General features: G+C 59.7%; 14 protein-coding genes. 3 read left to right on the forward strand and 11 right to left on the reverse strand.

Features of this window, described 5'->3' with window-relative positions:
* Nucleotides 1-14 precede the first annotated feature (14 nt).
* From QGH30_05540 to aroF, 11 genes are read right to left on the reverse strand one after another with little or no spacing between them, the layout of a single operon-like run.
* Complete coding sequence (locus QGH30_05540) at nucleotides 15-803, reverse strand: BtpA/SgcQ family protein (protein ID MDP7021797.1); 789 nt, start codon at nucleotides 801-803, stop codon at nucleotides 15-17.
* Nucleotides 796-1,395, reverse strand: coding sequence for a hypothetical protein (locus QGH30_05545; GenBank protein ID MDP7021798.1), 600 nt, complete (start codon nucleotides 1,393-1,395; stop codon nucleotides 796-798). The genes QGH30_05540 and QGH30_05545 overlap by 8 nt, the downstream gene beginning before the upstream one ends.
* 10 nt (nucleotides 1,396-1,405) lie before the next feature.
* Nucleotides 1,406-1,915: a chromate transporter gene (locus tag QGH30_05550; protein ID MDP7021799.1), complete on the reverse strand. Its 510-nt coding sequence runs from the start codon at nucleotides 1,913-1,915 to the stop codon at nucleotides 1,406-1,408.
* Complete coding sequence (locus tag QGH30_05555; GenBank protein ID MDP7021800.1) at nucleotides 1,915-3,849, reverse strand: oligopeptide transporter, OPT family; 1,935 nt, start codon at nucleotides 3,847-3,849, stop codon at nucleotides 1,915-1,917. Before QGH30_05555 ends, QGH30_05550 begins: the two co-directional genes overlap by 1 nt.
* 8 nt (nucleotides 3,850-3,857) lie before the next feature.
* A complete protein-coding gene (gene trpA, locus QGH30_05560; GenBank protein MDP7021801.1) occupies nucleotides 3,858-4,688 on the reverse strand; it encodes a tryptophan synthase subunit alpha in 831 nt (276 codons plus the stop codon).
* The gene (trpB, locus tag QGH30_05565) at nucleotides 4,688-5,884 is read right to left on the reverse strand and encodes a tryptophan synthase subunit beta (GenBank protein MDP7021802.1); all 1,197 of its coding nucleotides are present in this window, start codon (nucleotides 5,882-5,884) and stop codon (nucleotides 4,688-4,690) included. The genes trpA and trpB overlap by 1 nt, the downstream gene beginning before the upstream one ends.
* Complete coding sequence (trpCF, locus tag QGH30_05570; protein MDP7021803.1) at nucleotides 5,881-7,242, reverse strand: bifunctional indole-3-glycerol-phosphate synthase TrpC/phosphoribosylanthranilate isomerase TrpF; 1,362 nt, start codon at nucleotides 7,240-7,242, stop codon at nucleotides 5,881-5,883. Before trpCF ends, trpB begins: the two co-directional genes overlap by 4 nt.
* A complete protein-coding gene (gene trpD / locus QGH30_05575) occupies nucleotides 7,239-8,252 on the reverse strand; it encodes an anthranilate phosphoribosyltransferase (GenBank protein ID MDP7021804.1) in 1,014 nt (337 codons plus the stop codon). Before trpD ends, trpCF begins: the two co-directional genes overlap by 4 nt.
* Nucleotides 8,249-8,824 carry an aminodeoxychorismate/anthranilate synthase component II gene (locus QGH30_05580; GenBank protein MDP7021805.1) on the reverse strand — a complete coding sequence of 192 codons (576 nt, stop codon included), beginning with the start codon at nucleotides 8,822-8,824 and terminating at the stop codon, nucleotides 8,249-8,251. The genes trpD and QGH30_05580 overlap by 4 nt, the downstream gene beginning before the upstream one ends.
* The gene (locus QGH30_05585) at nucleotides 8,821-10,413 is read right to left on the reverse strand and encodes an anthranilate synthase component 1 (GenBank protein MDP7021806.1); all 1,593 of its coding nucleotides are present in this window, start codon (nucleotides 10,411-10,413) and stop codon (nucleotides 8,821-8,823) included. Before QGH30_05585 ends, QGH30_05580 begins: the two co-directional genes overlap by 4 nt.
* Nucleotides 10,410-11,426 (reverse strand): 3-deoxy-7-phosphoheptulonate synthase, encoded by a 1,017-nt coding sequence (aroF, locus tag QGH30_05590; GenBank protein MDP7021807.1) that lies wholly within the window; start codon nucleotides 11,424-11,426, stop codon nucleotides 10,410-10,412. The genes QGH30_05585 and aroF overlap by 4 nt, the downstream gene beginning before the upstream one ends.
* Before the next feature lie 149 nt (nucleotides 11,427-11,575).
* Between aroF and QGH30_05595 the strand changes: the two genes are divergently transcribed.
* Genes QGH30_05595 through QGH30_05605 form a run of 3 tightly spaced genes read left to right on the forward strand, consistent with a single transcriptional unit; the run spans nucleotide 11,576 to nucleotide 16,789 of the window.
* Nucleotides 11,576-14,707, forward strand: coding sequence for a S41 family peptidase (locus tag QGH30_05595; protein MDP7021808.1), 3,132 nt, complete (start codon nucleotides 11,576-11,578; stop codon nucleotides 14,705-14,707).
* On the forward strand, nucleotides 14,707-16,065 hold the full coding sequence (locus QGH30_05600) for an HD domain-containing protein (GenBank protein ID MDP7021809.1): 1,359 nt from the start codon (nucleotides 14,707-14,709) through the stop codon (nucleotides 16,063-16,065). The genes QGH30_05595 and QGH30_05600 overlap by 1 nt, the downstream gene beginning before the upstream one ends.
* Nucleotides 16,058-16,789, forward strand: coding sequence for a queuosine precursor transporter (locus QGH30_05605; protein ID MDP7021810.1), 732 nt, complete (start codon nucleotides 16,058-16,060; stop codon nucleotides 16,787-16,789). The genes QGH30_05600 and QGH30_05605 overlap by 8 nt, the downstream gene beginning before the upstream one ends.
* Nucleotides 16,790-16,807: the final 18 nt, after the last annotated feature.

The following is a 16,807-nucleotide window of genomic DNA, read 5'->3' on the forward strand; positions in this document are numbered from 1 at the left end:
GGGGGCCGGTTTTTTTATGTCAGTCTCTCTCGCAGTTTCGATAGCGCCTCAAGACGGGCAGGCTCCAGCGGCGCATCCCAGCGTCCTCTCTCTTTCAGGAAAGAACCGACAATGAAAGCATCGGCAAGTGGAAAGTAGTCTTCGAAGTTCCCGGCCGTGATGCCGCTACCAATCAGCAGGGGCAGGTCCGTGGACCCTCTCACTGCTTTTAGATCCTCCACCTTTGGCGCATCGCCGGTCACCGATCCGGTGACGATCGCGCCATCGCTCTTGTGAAGTTCCAGGAGAGCCGCCTGCTCGGCGATTCCCAGATCCGAGGTCAGGGCATGACTGGCGTGCTTCTTCTGAATGTCGGTGAAGATCGCCACGGACTCGGCCCCGATTTCCCGGCGATATCGGAAGAGTCCGCCGGCCTGGGCATCAAGCAGTCCCTTGTCGCTGACATGCGCGTAGAGCCAGCCTTCGGCGCGAACAAAATCCAGCCCCACCGCTTTTGCTACCGACAGGGCAACTCGACTTGCGGCGAAGAGAACCTGGATTCCCAGAGGAAGGTCCGGGCACTCCCGTCGCACTTCGCGGGCAAGAAGCGTCAGATAGGCCGGAATCTCCGGGCCCATCTCCTCTTCGCGGATACAGGGGAAGTCGTGCATGTTTTCCAGAAGAAGCGCATTGGCTCCTGCATCCCGGCAGAGAGCGGCCTCCTCTCGAACCCGGCGGCAAGCCTCCTCCATGCCCGGATGCCCGGGCAGACCGGGACTGGCCGGCACATGGAGCATGACGACCAGGCTCTTGTCCTCAAGCATCTCCGGCCTCAATGACCTCGACCTCGTCGTCGCAGGTCTGGAGGTAGGCGGCCACGGCAATGGACTGCGTGATCGGCGCCGTCAGAATGACGGCCACCGGGATAAACTGGAAAACGATCATCGACACTGCTGCAAAGAAAAGGGAAAGAAGCGTGGTCGCCAGGTATTCCTTCTTGAAGAGCGAAAAGCCTTCCCGAAGAGCCGACAGACCATCTTCATTGCGATCGACCATGCGCGGGAAGTAGACCAGAAGAATCGCTCCCGCAAGAATGCCGGCCACGGAGCCGAGACCCGCATTCGCAAAGTTGAGAAGAAAGACGGGAAGGTAGACGGCCAGGGCGAGCAGGGTTCCCAGAAAGAAACGAAGCCATTCCTGAACCGACAGGAAGGCAAAGAGATCACTCATCTCCGCATTTCCGCCTCGCGCCTGTTTCAGAATCATTCCCACAAAGCCCGCGGTCATCAGGGGAGCGAGAACGATGGTCAGGGAAAGAACTCCCGCCAGAAGCGCGCCGCCGAAAAGAGTCCAGGGGCTGCGGTTGAAGATGTTCCATCCCCCGCGAAGGGACGCCATGAAGTCCAGTTTCTGCATGATGCTTCCTTTAGTAAAACAGTAGTCCAAAGACCAGGGCGCCGAGAATGACCCATACAGGATCGACTCTCAGGAGGAGAAGGGCAAGAGCCACCACCCCCAAAAGTATCGCGTCCCAGCCCGGGCGAATGCCACGCGAGGACCCAAAAGCCATGAAGAGAAAGATCGCCACGACCACCGGCCTCATGGCACGCAGAATCGCCTCCAGTTTCGGTGCGCCCCGAAACTGGTCCATGAGTTTCGCCAGAACCAGAATGGCAATACTGCTGGGAATCAGCATGGCCAGCGTCGATACCAGTGCGCCGGGAACCCCGGCCACGGTATAGCCACAGTAGAGGCTCATCTTGGTTGCGATCGGACCCGGGAGACCCATGCCCACAGCCACGGCATCGGTGAACTCGGGGCCTGTCATTAGATCCCGGGCAGCCATTTCCTTCTCAATCAGCACCAGCATGGCAGGGCCGGAACCAAAACCGACGGTGCCGATTTTCAGAAAGGCCAGAAAAAGCTTCCAGAGCATCAGGCCTCCTTGCGAATTCTCCCGTGTGAGAACTGCCACAGGAAGAACACCAGAACGGCGAAGGGCAGGAAGGGCCAAGCATGTCCCATGCCCTCCGTCAGGTTCTGCATCCACTGCAGGGCGACATCCAGAAAGCGGAGTCGGGTCGCAATGGCCACCAGAATCATGGCCAGCAATCCCACCATGGCAGCACCCGCAATCAGTCCGCTTGAATAGAGAACCCCGCGCTCCCTGCGAACATTGCGATCATCGCCCTCAAACTTCCTTTCTGTCCACCAACGAATAGATCCACCGAGGAAAACCGGAACAGAAAGTTCAATGGGAAGGTAGAGCCCCACGGCAAAGGCCAGAGAGTTCATGCCCAGCAGTTCCACCACAACTGCCGCAAAACCACCTGCAATCAGAAGATCCCAGGGGACATCGCGACTGATTACGCTGTCGATGATCGTGCGCATCAGATTGGCCTGGGGAGCTTTCAGCGCGCCGCTGACGATGTCAGCCCGAAAGAGGTAGATCACCAGGGCCATCACCAGGGCACTGGTGATCACGCCTACGAACTCCCCGATCTGCTGGTGACGGGGAGTGGCACCCAGCAGAAAACCGGTCTTCAGGTCCTGACTCGTATCGCCCGCAATGGAGGCGGCGATGCAAACGACCGCGCCCACGCTGAGCACGGCATACTTGGCCGCCGTGCCCGTGTATCCGAGAGCGACAAAGAGAGCCGCCGTGCCCAGAAGCGTGGCAATCGTCATTCCGCTTACAGGAAGAGAACTTCCCCCGACAAGTCCCACCACACGGCTGGAGACGGTGACAAAAATAAAAGCGAAGACGACCATCGAGATCGCGCCAGCCAGGTTCACCGGCATAATGGAATCGGGCAGAAACCAGAGAGCCAGAATGATCACGGCAGCGGCAATGCCCACGCCCTTGAGCGGCAGGTCACGCTGTGTACGGGGAACTTCCTCGCCCTCGCTTGCTGAACCGAAACCCTTGAGCCCGGCTCCAAAGCTCCGGACAATGGTCGGCAGGCCGCGAACCAGGGAAATGATACCGCCAAAAGCCACCGCGCCCGCGCCGATGAGCTTTACATAGTTTCCGCGAATCTCTTCGGGGCCCATGAAGGGCATCCCTCCCAGTTCGCGGAACCAGGAGATCACGGGAACGAGAACCAGCACCCCGAGAACCGCGCCACCCAGCATCAGCCCCGCAATGCGCGGGCCCACGATGTAGCCGACACCCAGCAGTTCCGGCCCCACTTCGCTCCCAATGTGATAGCGCTCGCGGATGTTGTGCGAAGGATCCTGTTTCCAGAAGCCAAAGAGTTTGTCGTGCATGAGGATCTGGTAGAACATGCCCAGACCCAGACCCTGAAAGAGCAGGGCCGCCTTGCTCGATCCCTTCTGGTTGGAAACCAGCACTTCAGCGCAGGCCGTGCCTTCGGGATAGGGCAGGTGCCCGTGTTCTTTTACGATGAGGTAGCGCCGAAGCGGAATCATGAAGAGAACCCCGAGCAGGCCCCCGAAGAGAGCCAGAATGAAGATCTTCAGGCGACCGGGATCGGCGGAGGGATCGGTCTGCATCCAGAGGAAGAAGGCGGGAATGGTAAAGATCACACCGGCCGCCACGGATTCACCGGCAGAGCCGACGGTCTGCACCATGTTGCTTTCCAGCAGTGTGCTGCCCTTGGCCACGCGAAAGAAAAAAGCGGCGATCACGGCAGCAGGAATGGAGGCCGATACGGTCAGTCCGACCTTCAGGCCAAGATAGGCATTGGCCGCTCCGAAAAGCGCCCCGAGAAGGATCCCGATGATCACTGCTCGCAAGGTCAGTTCGGTGGGACTCTGGCTTGCGGGGATCACGGGCTCATAGCGCTCGCCGGCTCCCGGCTCGTAGGCCAGGGGGCTCAGGCTTGAGGGGGTTTTTTCCTGACTCATTCCTCTCCTTATCGCTTCTTCGTCGCTCGTTTCATCTGCGCCGTAAATTCGCGTAACTCTTCGGCCATGGCCCGGCGTTCCGACTTTCGCAAAGGGCGACCCCGGGCATGGCGGGCAATGATTTCCACCATGGCCGAACCACTGATGGCTCCGTCTGCACCTGCTGCGAGAGCTTCACGCACCTGGGAGGGTTTTCCGATTCCAAAGCCCAGAAGGCTGGGCGGCCCTCCGGATTTCTTCAGTTTTCGAAGCAGAGGGCCCGCTGATGAGGACAGCGCGGAATCACGCCCCGTGACTCCCCGGCGGCTCACTACATAAAGAAAAGGTCCGCCCGCTCGACAGATCCGGGCAATGCGAGCGTCACCGGAAAGAGGGGTGACCATCCTGATGTCGGCAATCCCGGACAGTTCCGCTGCCCAGGCAAAGGGCGAAGATTCTTCCAGGGGAACATCGGCTACAAGAATGCTGTCCACCCCGGCAGAAGCCGCATCCCGGTAGAAGCGTCTCAGGCCTCGCTCGTGGGCCAGGTTCGCGTAGATCAAGAGCCCCACCGGAATCGCCGGATAGTCACGACGAAATTCTTTCACAATATTCAGGGCAGAAACCGGCGTGCATCCTGTCTCGAGGGCGCGAAGGTCTGCGGCCTGAATGACCGGCCCATCGGCCACAGGATCACTAAAGGGAATCCCCAGCTCCAGCATGTCTGCGCCCCCCTCGGCAAAGGCGCGCAGAACTTCCAGGCTACTCTCCGGGTCCGGATCACCGAGTACGGTGAAGGGTACAAAGGCACCCTCGTTTTTTCTGCTAAGTTCCCGGAAGGTGGCAGCGTAAGGGTCCATCAACTTTCCCCTTCCAGTTCGGGAAAGTGAAGGCGGGCTGTTTCCATGTCCTTGTCGCCGCGGCCTGACAGTCCGACCAGAATGGGAGCGCCCCGACGATTCTCGCGACGATAGCGACGGGCAAGACTCAGGGCTTCTGCCAGAGCGTGAGCACTTTCAAGAGCGGGTACAATGCCTTCGCACTCGCTCAGAAGATGGAAGGCCTTCAGGGCTTCCCTGTCCGTCGCCGAGTGATACTGAACCCGCCCTGTGTCGCGAAGCCAGGAGTGTTCCGGGCCCACGCCCGGGTAATCCAGCCCGGCGCTGACGCTGTGGGTTTCTCTCACCTGTCCGTGGCGATCCTGAAGCAGGTAGCTCCTCGATCCATGGAGGATGCCGGGGCAACCCTTGCCCAGCGTTGCCCCGTGCTCGCCGCTGGACAGCCCTCGACCCGCCGCCTCCACGCCATAGAGTTCCGACTTTGTATTGAGGAAGGCGCGAAAGAGACCGATGGCATTGCTGCCCCCACCAACGCAGGCCAGCACGGCCTTCGGATCCTTGCCATAGTCCTTGCGGAACTGCCGCTTCGCCTCCCGTCCGATGACATCCTGAAAGTCTGCGACCATGGAAGGAAAGGGGTGCGGGCCGGCGGCGGTTCCGAGAAGGTAGTGGGTGTCGTCGAGATTCGTGGCCCAGTCGCGAAGGGCCTCATTGATGGCATCCTTCAGCGTGGCACTCCCATTTTCCACGGGAATCAGCTCGGCACCCATCAGGCGCATACGAAAGACATTGAGCGACTGCCGCTCGACATCGACCGCGCCCATGTAGATGCGGGTCTTCATCTGAAAGAGCGCACCCATCATGGCGGTTGCCACGCCGTGCTGTCCGGCCCCGGTTTCTGCGATCAGGCGTTTCTTCCCCATGCGACGGGCCAGGAGCGCCTGCCCGAGTACCTGGTTCGTCTTGTGCGCACCGCCATGAAGAAGATCTTCCCGCTTGAGAACGATGGGCCAGCCGACCTTGCGGCTCAGGTTGTCGCAGGCGGTGATCGGTGTGGGACGCCCGGCATAGCGATCGAGCAGGAGGCGAAGTTCCTTGCGGAATGCGGAATCGCGCCGGGCACTCAGCCAAGCTTCTTCCAGTTCCTCGAGAGCGGGCATGAGAATCTCCGGCACATAGAATCCGCCGTAGGGCCCGAAGCGACCGTCCCTTTTCATGAAGACTCCTCTTGTCCCGCTCGAAGTTTGTCAAACAAGGCGGCGAGCCTTGTGGGATCCTTGATCCCCGGCTCCGACTCCAGGCCGCTGGAAAGATCCAGTGCGTAAACCCCGGTGGCCTGCGCTTCCAGCGCATTTGCGGGGTGAATCCCGCCTGCAAGAAATACCGTCGAAAGATCCCGCCCCTGCAATCGGGCCCAGTCGAAACTCTCGCCCAGGCCGCCTTCACCCTGCGGGGCGGCATCCAGCAGCTGGTAGTCTGCACGAGATTCCTCGAAAGAGCCAAGGCTTTCCGCGGAGAAGACCTCTACGAGAAAGACCCCCTGCAAACGGGTTTCCAGATAGCGAACGGCTTCGGAGTCATAGTTCCCGTGCAACTGAACCCCGTGCAGGTCACATTGATGGACAATGGAAAGAATCTCGTCCGGGTTCTGATCGACAAAGACCCCGACCTTGCGCCCTGGCAAGGCACGACAGATTTCCCGGGCCTGCTCCACCGTCACCGATCTCGGGCTGGGGGGGTGAAAGAGAAAGCCCAGCCAGGTGGCTCCGAGATCCAGCGCTGCCTGGGCATCCGCACGGCGTGTAATGCCGCAGACCTTCACCGGGCCGTAGACCAGTTCCTTGATCTTCCGGTCCAGATCCTCCGAAGCTAGAATACTGGAGCCGATGAGAAAGGCATCTGCGGGCAGGGACTGCAGGTCTTTTCGCTCATTGATCCCCGACTCGGAAACGCAGAGAACATCGTCGGGGAGAAGGGAGCGCAGGCGGGAAGTCGTCTGGAGGTCGATGGAGAGATCCACGAGGTTCCGGTTGTTGATCCCGACGAGATCGGCGCCGCAGTCGAGCACCCGGCGAAGTTCCTCTTCATCGTGAACCTCGAAGAGAACATCCATCTCCAGTTCGCGTGCGCGTGCGCTGAAGTCCCGCAACTCACCATCGCCGAGAGCGGCGGCGATCAGCAGAACCGCATCGGCTCCAAGATGCCGCGACTCCTCAATCTGCCAGACATCCACCATGAAGTCCTTGCGAAGAAGGGGACGACGGCAAAGGCGACGCGCCTCTTTCAAATCGCCGGGACTTCCCCCGAAAAACTCTTCATCGGTCAGGACGCTCACGCAGTCGGCGTGGAGGTCGTAGAGAGCAAGAAGTTCCTCGAGAACCAGGTCAGGGCGAATCGCCCCCCGGGACGGACTGGCCTTCTTGACCTCCAGAATGAAACGGCGCCCCGGTGCGGCCAGAGCCGCCCGGAAATCCCGGTCCGAAGGCTCCAAGTCGCCAAAGCCCTCGCTGCTTCGACGGCCTTCGGCCACCTCTTCTCGCTTGCGGGCGAGGATCCGATCCAGAACGCTGCTCAAGGCAGAGCCTCGCTCGCAGTGGCCCAGTCTTCCAGCGTCTTCAGGGCCTGTCCACTGGCGAGAATCTCCCGGGCCCCTTCCAGAGCCTCCGCCCAGGAAGAAAACAGACCCGCCAGGATCATTCCCGCAGCCGCGTTCAGCGCCACGGCATCCTGCATCGGACCTTTCCGGTCACCCGCAAGAAGCTCCCGCAGGATCCCGGCATTCTCTTCGGCATCTCCTCCGCGAAGGGCTTCCGGTTCTGCCGGGGAAATCCCCAGTTCCCGGGGATCGAGTTCCTCTTCGCGGAAGGCGCCATCTTCAAGCCAGAGTAGTTTCGAAGGCCCGTGCAGAGCCAGTTCATCCATGCCCGAGCCGTGAACCACGCAGGCCCGCTCCAGGCCCAGTTCCCGCAAAGCGAGTGCCATGGGCTTTATGAGATCCTCCCGATAGACACCCAGAATCTGATGCGTCGGGCGGGCGGGATTGCTCAGGGGACCGATGAGATTGAAAAGCGTGCGGCTGGACAAGGCCTGTCGCGCAGGCATAACATGCTTCATCGCACGGTGGTAGCGGGGAGCAAAAAGAAAACAGATGCCGCATTCTTCGAGCAGGCTCTCATTGGAAGCGGGCTCAAGGTCCAGCTTGACTCCCAAAGCCTCCAGAACATCGGCGCTGCCCGACTTGCTCGAAACCGCACGGTTTCCATGCTTGGCCACCGCAAGACCGGAAGCGGCAAGAACCAGGGCAGCGGCCGTCGAGAGGTTGATGCTGTGAAACCCGTCGCCGCCGGTTCCACAGGTGTCTATCAAGGGACGCTGTGATGACCGAACCGGAAGGGCCGCCTCCTGAAGCGCGCGGGCCGCGCCTGCTATTTCTTCGGGCGTCTCCCCCCGAACCTTCAGGGCCACAAGGGCGGCGGCGATCACCGCATCCGGCTCCTCGCCCTTCATGAAGTGACAAATCAACTGGCGACTTTCCTCAAAGTCGAGGGTCTCGCCACAATAGAGTTTCTCCAGAATCTCTTTCATCGCTTCGCCAATTCCAGCACCCGGTCAATCAGCGGGCCGCCCCCGGGACTGAGGATGCTTTCGGGATGAAATTGAACGCCCCAGGTCGAATGCTCCCGATGACGCAAGGCCATGACCAGATCGCCGAAGCGGGCGCTCACTTCCAGACAGTCGGGAATCTCGCTTCCCACCAGGCTGTGATATCGGCCCACGGAAAGTGGACTCTCCATTCCCTCAAAGAGACCCTCGCCATCGTGTTCGATCAGGCTGGCCTTGCCGTGAACCGGCAGGGGCGCACGACCGACAACTCCTCCAAAGGCTTCCACGATTACCTGGTGCCCCAGACAAACGCCAAAGACCGGAATGGATCCGGAGCACTCGCGGACTGCTTCCAGACAGATTCCCGCCCGCGAGGGAGTGGAGGGACCGGGAGAAATCACGAGAAGGTCGGGAGACCAGGAACTGACAATTTCGCGCAGCGACCCCATGCCGATGTCATTACGATAGACCCGCACTTCGGCATCGCGCTTTTCAAACTCGTCAACAAGGTTCCAGGAAAAGGAATCGAAGTTGTCGATAAAGAGGATTTTCATTTTCCCCTCCCCAGACCCAGGGCCGCCAGCGGGGCCCGGGCCTTGGCCGTGGTTTCCTCCGCTTCCCTTTCGGGAATGGAGTCGAAGACCACTCCGGCTCCCGCGCGGGTCAGGGCACGGTCACCGAAGAGAAGCAGGGAGCGAATGACGATGGCCGTATCGAATTCTCCATCGAGCAGCCAGTAGCCCACGGCTCCTCCGTAAAATCCGCGGCGGGTCTTCTCGCATTGGCGAAGAAGCCGCATGGCCTCCACCTTGGGAGCCCCTGTCAGGGTTCCCATGTTCATCGTGGCCAGATAGGCATGAAGCGGATCCAGACCCTCGCGCAGTTCCCCGGACACCTCGCTGACCAGATGCTGCACATGGCTGTATTTCTCGACACTGAAAAGACGCTCCACGGCACGGCTTCCCGACTGGCTCACGCGGGCGATGTCGTTTCGGGCCAGATCCACAAGCATGACATGTTCTGCCAGTTCCTTGCCGTCGAGTTTCAGTTCCGCTTCGTAGCGGGCATCAAGACCCCGGTCCAGACGACCTTCCAGAAGTCCGCGGGGTCGCGTTCCCGCAATGGGTCGAATCCAGACCCGCCTCTCTCGGTCCACCTGGAGGGCTGTCTCCGGACTGGCTCCGATCAGGCTCGATTCCTCAAAGCGGAAGTAGAACATGTAGGGACTGGGGTTCAGTTCGCGGAGGCGGCGGTAAACCTGAAGAGGCGCCTCCCGGAGAGGAGCCTCAAAACTGCGACTGGGAACAATCTGGAAAACATCTCCTGCGAGAATGTGTTCCTTGAGTCGGCTAACTTCCCCGGCAAAAGCCTCATCGTCGAGATCCGTCTGCACTTCTTCTGGCAAAAGCTCCAGAGCTTCTTCCAGAGCCGGCAAGTCCCCGGCCTCTTCGGCCGCCTGTTCATAGTGACGCAAATGCTCCTGGGCCACGGCGTACTCCTCTTCCGGGTCTTCCAAACCCAGAGCCGTTGCCACGAAAATACTGCGATCCCTCAGATGGTCGATCAGAAAGAGATGGTTGCTGAAATAGAAAGTGTAGTCATCCACCGGATGAGGATCGTCCTGCTCGTCGGGAAGCTCCTCAAAGGTGGAAACGAAATCATAGGAGAAAGCTCCGAAGAGCCCGCCGGAGGGAAATCCGGTCGGGGAATCTGCCTCCAGAAGCCCGTGAACGGAACGAAGAAGATCCATGGGTCCCGGTTCCCGAAGACGGTCACGCTCTTCCAGCCCCGCCCGCGGACGGGGCAGTCGCCCGGAAAGTCGCAGAGGTCCGTTTTCCCCGTCTTCCAGTTCCAGAGTTTCACTGAAGCCCAGCCGGGAGGGCAGGGCCTTGAGGATCTTCCCGCCCGTGCGGTGAAAAGCCTCCATTTCCCATTGAAGACCCCGGCCGGAGATTTTCAGACAGGGGGCAGCGCAGGCAATGCTTCGCTCCGCATTTCCCTGATGCACTTCTGCGCTCTCCAGAAGAAAGGAGTGGGGACGATTGCCGCCGGAGGACAGGTGGCTGAATAGCCGCAGGGGGTCGATGGCTCCCGGGCGAACTTTTACCAGGCTCCGCGCCTTGCCGGGCTCGACGAAACTCACGGGAAAACCCGCCCCTCCAGTTCCGCGTACCTGTGAAGCTGTTCCATCAATCGCCCGAACTGATCGGGGAAGAGTGACTGTTTGCCATCGCTCAGGGCCTGGTCGGGTTGCGGGTGGACTTCCACAATCAGGCCGTCAGCGCCCACCGCCAGGGAAGCCTTGGACATGGGAGCGACCAGGTCGCGGATTCCGGTTCCATGACTGGGATCGACGATGATCGGCAGATGGGTTTTCCCTTTCAGGTAGGGAATGGCATTGAGGTCCAGGGTGTTGCGGGTTCCTGTGACAAAGGTCTTGATCCCGCGCTCACAGAGAACCACATTCGGGTTTCCCTCGCTGAGAATATACTCGGCGCTCATCAGGAAATCCTCGTAGCTGGCACTCATGCCCCGCTTCAGCAGAACCGGCTTGTCGCTCTTTCCCAGCTCCCGAAGCAGGCGGAAGTTCTGCATGTTGCGTGCGCCGACCTGCAGCATGTCTGCGTGGCGGGAAACGATTTCAATGTCGTGAACATCGATAATCTCGGTCACTACGGGCAGGCCGGTTTCCCGGGAAGCAAGGGCGAGAAGGCGCAGTCCTTCTTCCTCCAGACCCTGAAATGTGTAAGGGCTGGAGCGGGGCTTGTAGGCTCCTCCCCGAAGAATGCGCGCTCCTCCCTCTTTCACCTTGCGGGCCGATTCGACAATCTGCTCCTCGCTCTCCACGGCGCAGGGCCCGGCGATGACGGTAAAGTAGCCCGGGCCGATCGGAACCTCCCCCACCTGGACCACCGTGTCGTGGGCCTGCAGGTCGCGGCTTGCAATCTTGTAGGGGCTGAGAATGGGAAGAACCCGCTCGACAAAGGGAATGGCTTCCAGAGACAGGGTTCCCAGAACCCGCTCATCTCCGAGAGCTCCCAAAACGGTACGCTCGGTTCCCGGCATGTAGAGCGGCTTGAGTCCGTGCTTCTCGATGATCCCAAGAAGCTCCTCTGCCTGCTCTTTGCTCGCATCCTTCTTCAGGATGATGATCATGGTGATTCCTCTTTTCCGGATCCGGGACTTTCGTGATCCGGGAGCTTAGGGGCTTGCCCGAAGAGAGTCAATGACGGAGACAGGAGTCCTTCTTGATTCCATTAGCAGGGAAGGCTAGTCTGCCAGAGTCCCCATCCTCTGGAGAGAATATGTTCCGCTCTATTTGCCTACTTCTGGTTTTTGCTGCGACGGTGTTTGCCATGGAGGCCGACTTTCCCCGCCATCCCGACCTCAGCCCGGACGGAAGTCTCGTGGCCTTTGACTGGCGAGGCGATCTCTGGATTGTGCCAAGCGAAGGAGGTTCTGCCGAAAGACTGAGTGCCCATGATGCCCACGACGCATATCCCTGCTGGAGTCCCGATGGAAGGCAGTTGGCCTTCGTGAGCCGCCGCCACGGGAACGAGGACATCTTCGTCATGGATCTCGCGACACGGGAACCCCGCAGGCTTACCTACCACAGCGGAAGCGATGAAATCAGCGGCTGGAGTGCCGACGGCAAGAAGCTCCTCTTCAGCAGCAATCGCCGCAATCGCTGGAGCCACCTGATGGAAATCTCCGCCGAAGGAGGCCGTCCCGGGGAAGTCATCGCAGACGAGGCCTTTCATGCTGCGGTCAGCCCCGACGGGCAATGGATCGCCTATGTACGCGGGTACACGAACTGGTGGAGAAAGAACTACCGCGGATGGGCGAGCCGTGACCTCTGGATACGAGCGGTCAATGGCGGCCCCAGCTTTCACATCGTCTCCTGGGAGGGCAAGGACGACCATCCCCACTGGAGCGAAGACGGGAAATCCCTGTTCTTCCTGAGTGAAAGGGAAGATGCAGTGGTGAACCTCTGGCGGCAGGAACTTCGCTTCGAAGAAGGATCCGTGGCAGCCTGGGGCGAGCCCTACGCCCTTAGCTCCCTCAAGGGAGACGGCATGCAGTTTCTCACTCTCAGTGCTGATGCCAGTCTTGCCTGCTATGAAAGCGAAGGGACACTCTGGACCCTGGAAGTCGAGAGCGGCAAGACCCGCCGACTGAATATCCAGGTGGCCGGTGACCTGAAACGCAATGAACAGCGCTGGAGCAAGAAGGGAAGCGGCGCCACCGGCTTTGCCCTCTCCCCCGAAGAAACGGAAATCGCCTTCATTGTGGAAGGGGAACTCTATGTCGCGGAACTGGAGGACGGAGAGATCCTGGAGCCAATCCGCATTAGCGAAACAGATGCCCGGGAAAAAGATCCTCTCTGGCTCGACAATGAGTCCCTGGTCTTTGTCAGCGACCGAAATGGCAACGACGACCTCTTTCTCGTCGAGAGTGCAGAGGAAGGGGAAAAGAGCCTCGGCAAGGCTCGCCACCGGAAACTGAAAGCCCTGAGCGATTCGCCGGAAAACGAAAGAAAGCCCCAGTTGAGTCCCGACGGCGAGAAGATCCTCTACCGCAGGGACACGGGATTTCTCTGGACCATGAACCCCGATGGAAGCGGGGAGGAGTTGCTGAACGATCGCAGCGGCGTGCTGCACAGCTCCTGGTCACCTGATTCCCGCTTTGTGGCCTACAGTGTGACGACCCTCGGGGCGGATGAGGACATCTTCGTCCTTGAACGGGACTCGGGAAAACGCTGGAATGTGTCCAGCCACCCGAACGATGACTTTCACCCGCTCTGGAGTTCCGACGGAAAGCGTCTCAGCTGGGCCAGCCGAAGCCGCGACGGAGTTTATCACATCAAACACCTCTGGCTCACTCGTGAGGAAGCCGAGAAGTCCGAGAAGGAAAGGGAGCGGGAAAAGAAGGCCCTCGAGGATCTGGAGGAAACTCCTGATGTGCTTGTGGACTTTGACGAAGAGGATTATCAGCAGCGCACGGTCACTGTCGCTACCACCCGGGGCTGGTATTGGGATTATGACCTCAGCCCCGATGGAGAAAAGTATGCCCTGAGAATTGAGGGCGTGGAAGGTGCCGATCTCTGGGCCATTGACTGGGATGGGGACAATCTCCGACGCCTGAGCAGTGGAGGAAGCTCTCCCGCACACATTCTCTGGGGCGAAGACAGCGAGACCCTGCGCTATCTGTCGGGAGGAAGGATCCAGGAACTTGACTCCGAGGGAGGAAAGCCGAAGCCTCTTTCCTTTTCCGTGGAGTTCAGTCTGAACGAGCGGATGCGGAGGCTCCAGAAATTCGGGGAGGCCTGGAGACTTCTCGATGATGGTTTCTACGATGAGAACTTTCATGGGCGTAACTGGCCGGAAATCCGGAAGAGGTATGAGCCAATGGCCGCGGCGGCCGTCATGACCGAAGACTTCAACGATGTTCTTCGCAAGATGATCGGCGAGTTGAACGCCAGTCATCTGGGTGCATGGGGAGGGCCCCGAAGCGGAGAGGGAAGGGACCGAAGCGGAGAACTCGGTTTCCTGCCCGACGATTCCTGGAAAGGCCCGGGGATTCTGGTGGATCGTATCATTCCCCACGGCCCTCTCGACCGGGAAGGCAGTCGCATTGAGGAAGGGGAAGTGATCCTGTCCATCGACGGAAGGGACATCGGAGAAGAAGGGAGCCATTGGGAATATCTGAACCGGACTTCCGGCAAGGAAATCGACCTCCGGGTTTCCTCACGACCTCTCGCCTTGAGAAAGTCCCGCATCGTAACCGTAACTCCGGTTTCCACCTGGAAGATGCGCTCCCTGATGCACGAAGACTGGGTGAAGAGAAACCGGGCCTTCGTGGACAAGCACTCAGGGGGAAGACTGGCTTATGTCTACATGAGTGCTATGGGGGACGGAAACTGGAACCGCTTCATTGAGGACATCTACAGCAAGGCCCGGGGCAAGGAGGGGCTGATTCTCGACATCCGCTTCAACAACGGTGGTCACATCCACGATCAGGTGCTGACCTTCCTCTCCCGAAAAGCCTATGGCTACTCCAGGGGCCGTGATGACACCGAACCCACCTTCGATGCCATGCGCCGCTGGGACGGCCCGATCGTGCTCCTGATCAATGAGCGCAGCTACAGTGACGGTGAGATCTTTCCCATGGGCTTCAAGGCTCTTGAACTGGGCACGGTCATCGGCATGCCTACTTTTGGTGCGGTCATCGGAACCCACAATGTGCCACTGATTGACGGTACTTCCTTCCGGGTACCGGGAACCGGCTGGTATCGACTGAGCGGGGAAAACCTGGAGAACGGACCAGTTCACCCGGACATTTATGTGCCGGCCGTGCCGGAAGAGGCGCGAAAGAACCGGGATGCGCAACTGGAGGCGGGAATCGGGGAATGCCTGAAACTGCTGGAGACCCATTGATGCACGAGCGAATCGCAGAGTCCATTGCCGAACTGGGCGGGAGAGCCTGGTTTGCGGGCGGCTGTGTTCGAGACCTGCTTCTGGGTCGCGATCCTCTGGATTTTGACATCGAGGTTTACGGTCTCTCTCTGGATGAACTGGAAACCTGCCTGGAAAAGTTCGGGAAGGTTCATGCTGTAGGACGGAGTTTTGGTGTCCTGAAGTTCCGTTCAGCGGAGGGCGTGGAAGTGGACTTCTCCCTTCCCCGACGGGAAAACCGGGAAGGTCGCGGGCATCGGGGATTTGTCGTGGATCTGGATCCCGGAATCAGCCAGGAGGAAGCCTGCTCGCGCCGGGACTTCACGATCAATGCCATGCTCCGCGATGTTCTCAGCGGAGAAATCCGGGACTACTTCGGCGGGCAGGATGACCTGAAGGCCGGAATCCTTCGCCATGTGGGGCCCGCTTTTGAGGAAGACCCCCTTCGCGTCTACCGGCTCATGCAGTTTGCCGCTCGCTTCGACATGGAGGCTGTCCCGGAAACTCTGGAGCTTTGCCGCAGGATGGATCTCTCGGAACTCGCGCCCGAGCGCGTTTTTGAAGAGTTCGCAAAACTGATGCTTTTGTCCAAGCGGCCCAGTCGTGGATGGAGGGTCGCAGAAGAGGCCGGCATCCTCGACTACCACCCGGAGCTTCTCGCTCTGGTCGGATGCCCCCAGGACCCACACTGGCACCCGGAAGGTGATGTCTGGGTTCACACGCTCATGACAGTGGACGCGGCCGTGGAGTCCCGAAATGGTGAGCGTTTCCATGATCTCGCCCTGATGTTCGGGGCGCTCTGCCATGACCTGGGCAAGCCATCCACCACCTTTCCCCGCGAAGACGGAAGGATCGTCAGCCCCGGGCACTGCGAGAGCGGAGCCCCGCTGGCCCGGCAATTCATGGAGAGGATCTGCAATTCGAAGGAGCTGATTGAAAGCGTGGAACGCTTCACCCTGCTTCACCTTCGTCCCATGCAACTCTATCAGGCTCGCAAGAAAGTCGGGCCGGGGGCGATCCGCCGACTGGCCCTTCTGGTCAATATCAAGGAGCTTCTGGAGATTGCACGGGCGGATCACTACGGACGAAGTACAGAGGACGCTCTGGAGCTGGATTTTCCCGCAGGAAAATGGTTGCTGGATATTGCAGAAGACCTGAAGGTGCAGGAACAGGCTGCGGAACCTCTCCTTCTGGGACGCCATCTTCTGGAACAGGGATTCACTCCGGGACTGGAAATGGGAAAAGTGCTCAAGGAAGCCTATGAGGCGCAGATTGAGGGAGACTTTGAGGATCTTGAGGGAGCCCTCCAATGGCTGAAAGAAAGGAAGCCGGATGAGTAACGGTTTGATCTACATCCTGCAGACCCTGGGCACGCTCGCTCTGGTTCTCGCCTGCTTCCGCCTGGGGCGGGTCTGGCTGGTCAGCTACATGGCCATGGCCACGGTCATGATGAACCTGGTCGTCGTAAAACAGATAAGCCTCTTCGGGCTGGCGGCCACCGGTGGCAATGTCCTCTATGCAAGTCTCTATCTGGCAACCGACCTTCTCTCTGAACACTGGGGGGCAAAGGAGGCGAGGCGAGCCGTGCGGATCGGATTCGTCGGCGGACTCTTCTTTCTGGTCACCACCCAGGTCATGCTTCGCTACACGCCGCTGGATTTCGATGTGGCACACCCGCACATGGCGGAACTCTTCGGCTTTCTGCCACGGATCGTCCTGGGAAGCTTCGCGGCCTTCCTGACCGCCCAGCATCTGGATGTCTGGCTCTACCACAAAATTCGCTCACTCACCGGCGACCGGCATCTCTGGCTCCGCAACAATGGCTCCACCTGGATCAGTCAGGCCGTTGACACGGGGGTCTTCTACTTCATTGCCTTTGCCGGGGTCCTCCCCATCGGAGAGGCCATCCTCTTTACCTGGATCCTGAAGATCCTGATTGCCGCCCTCGATACACCTTTCCTCTACTGGTCGAGAAAGTTGCGGCCGAACACACTTTTCCACGATACCCTCACGGCGCACAAATGGAAGCCCGAGGATCACGCGGATGATGCTTATGAACCCTGAACAACTCCCTAGTATAGA

The organism is Candidatus Krumholzibacteriia bacterium, assembly GCA_030748535.1.
Taxonomy (GTDB): Bacteria; Krumholzibacteriota; Krumholzibacteriia; order JACNKJ01; family JACNKJ01; genus JASMLU01.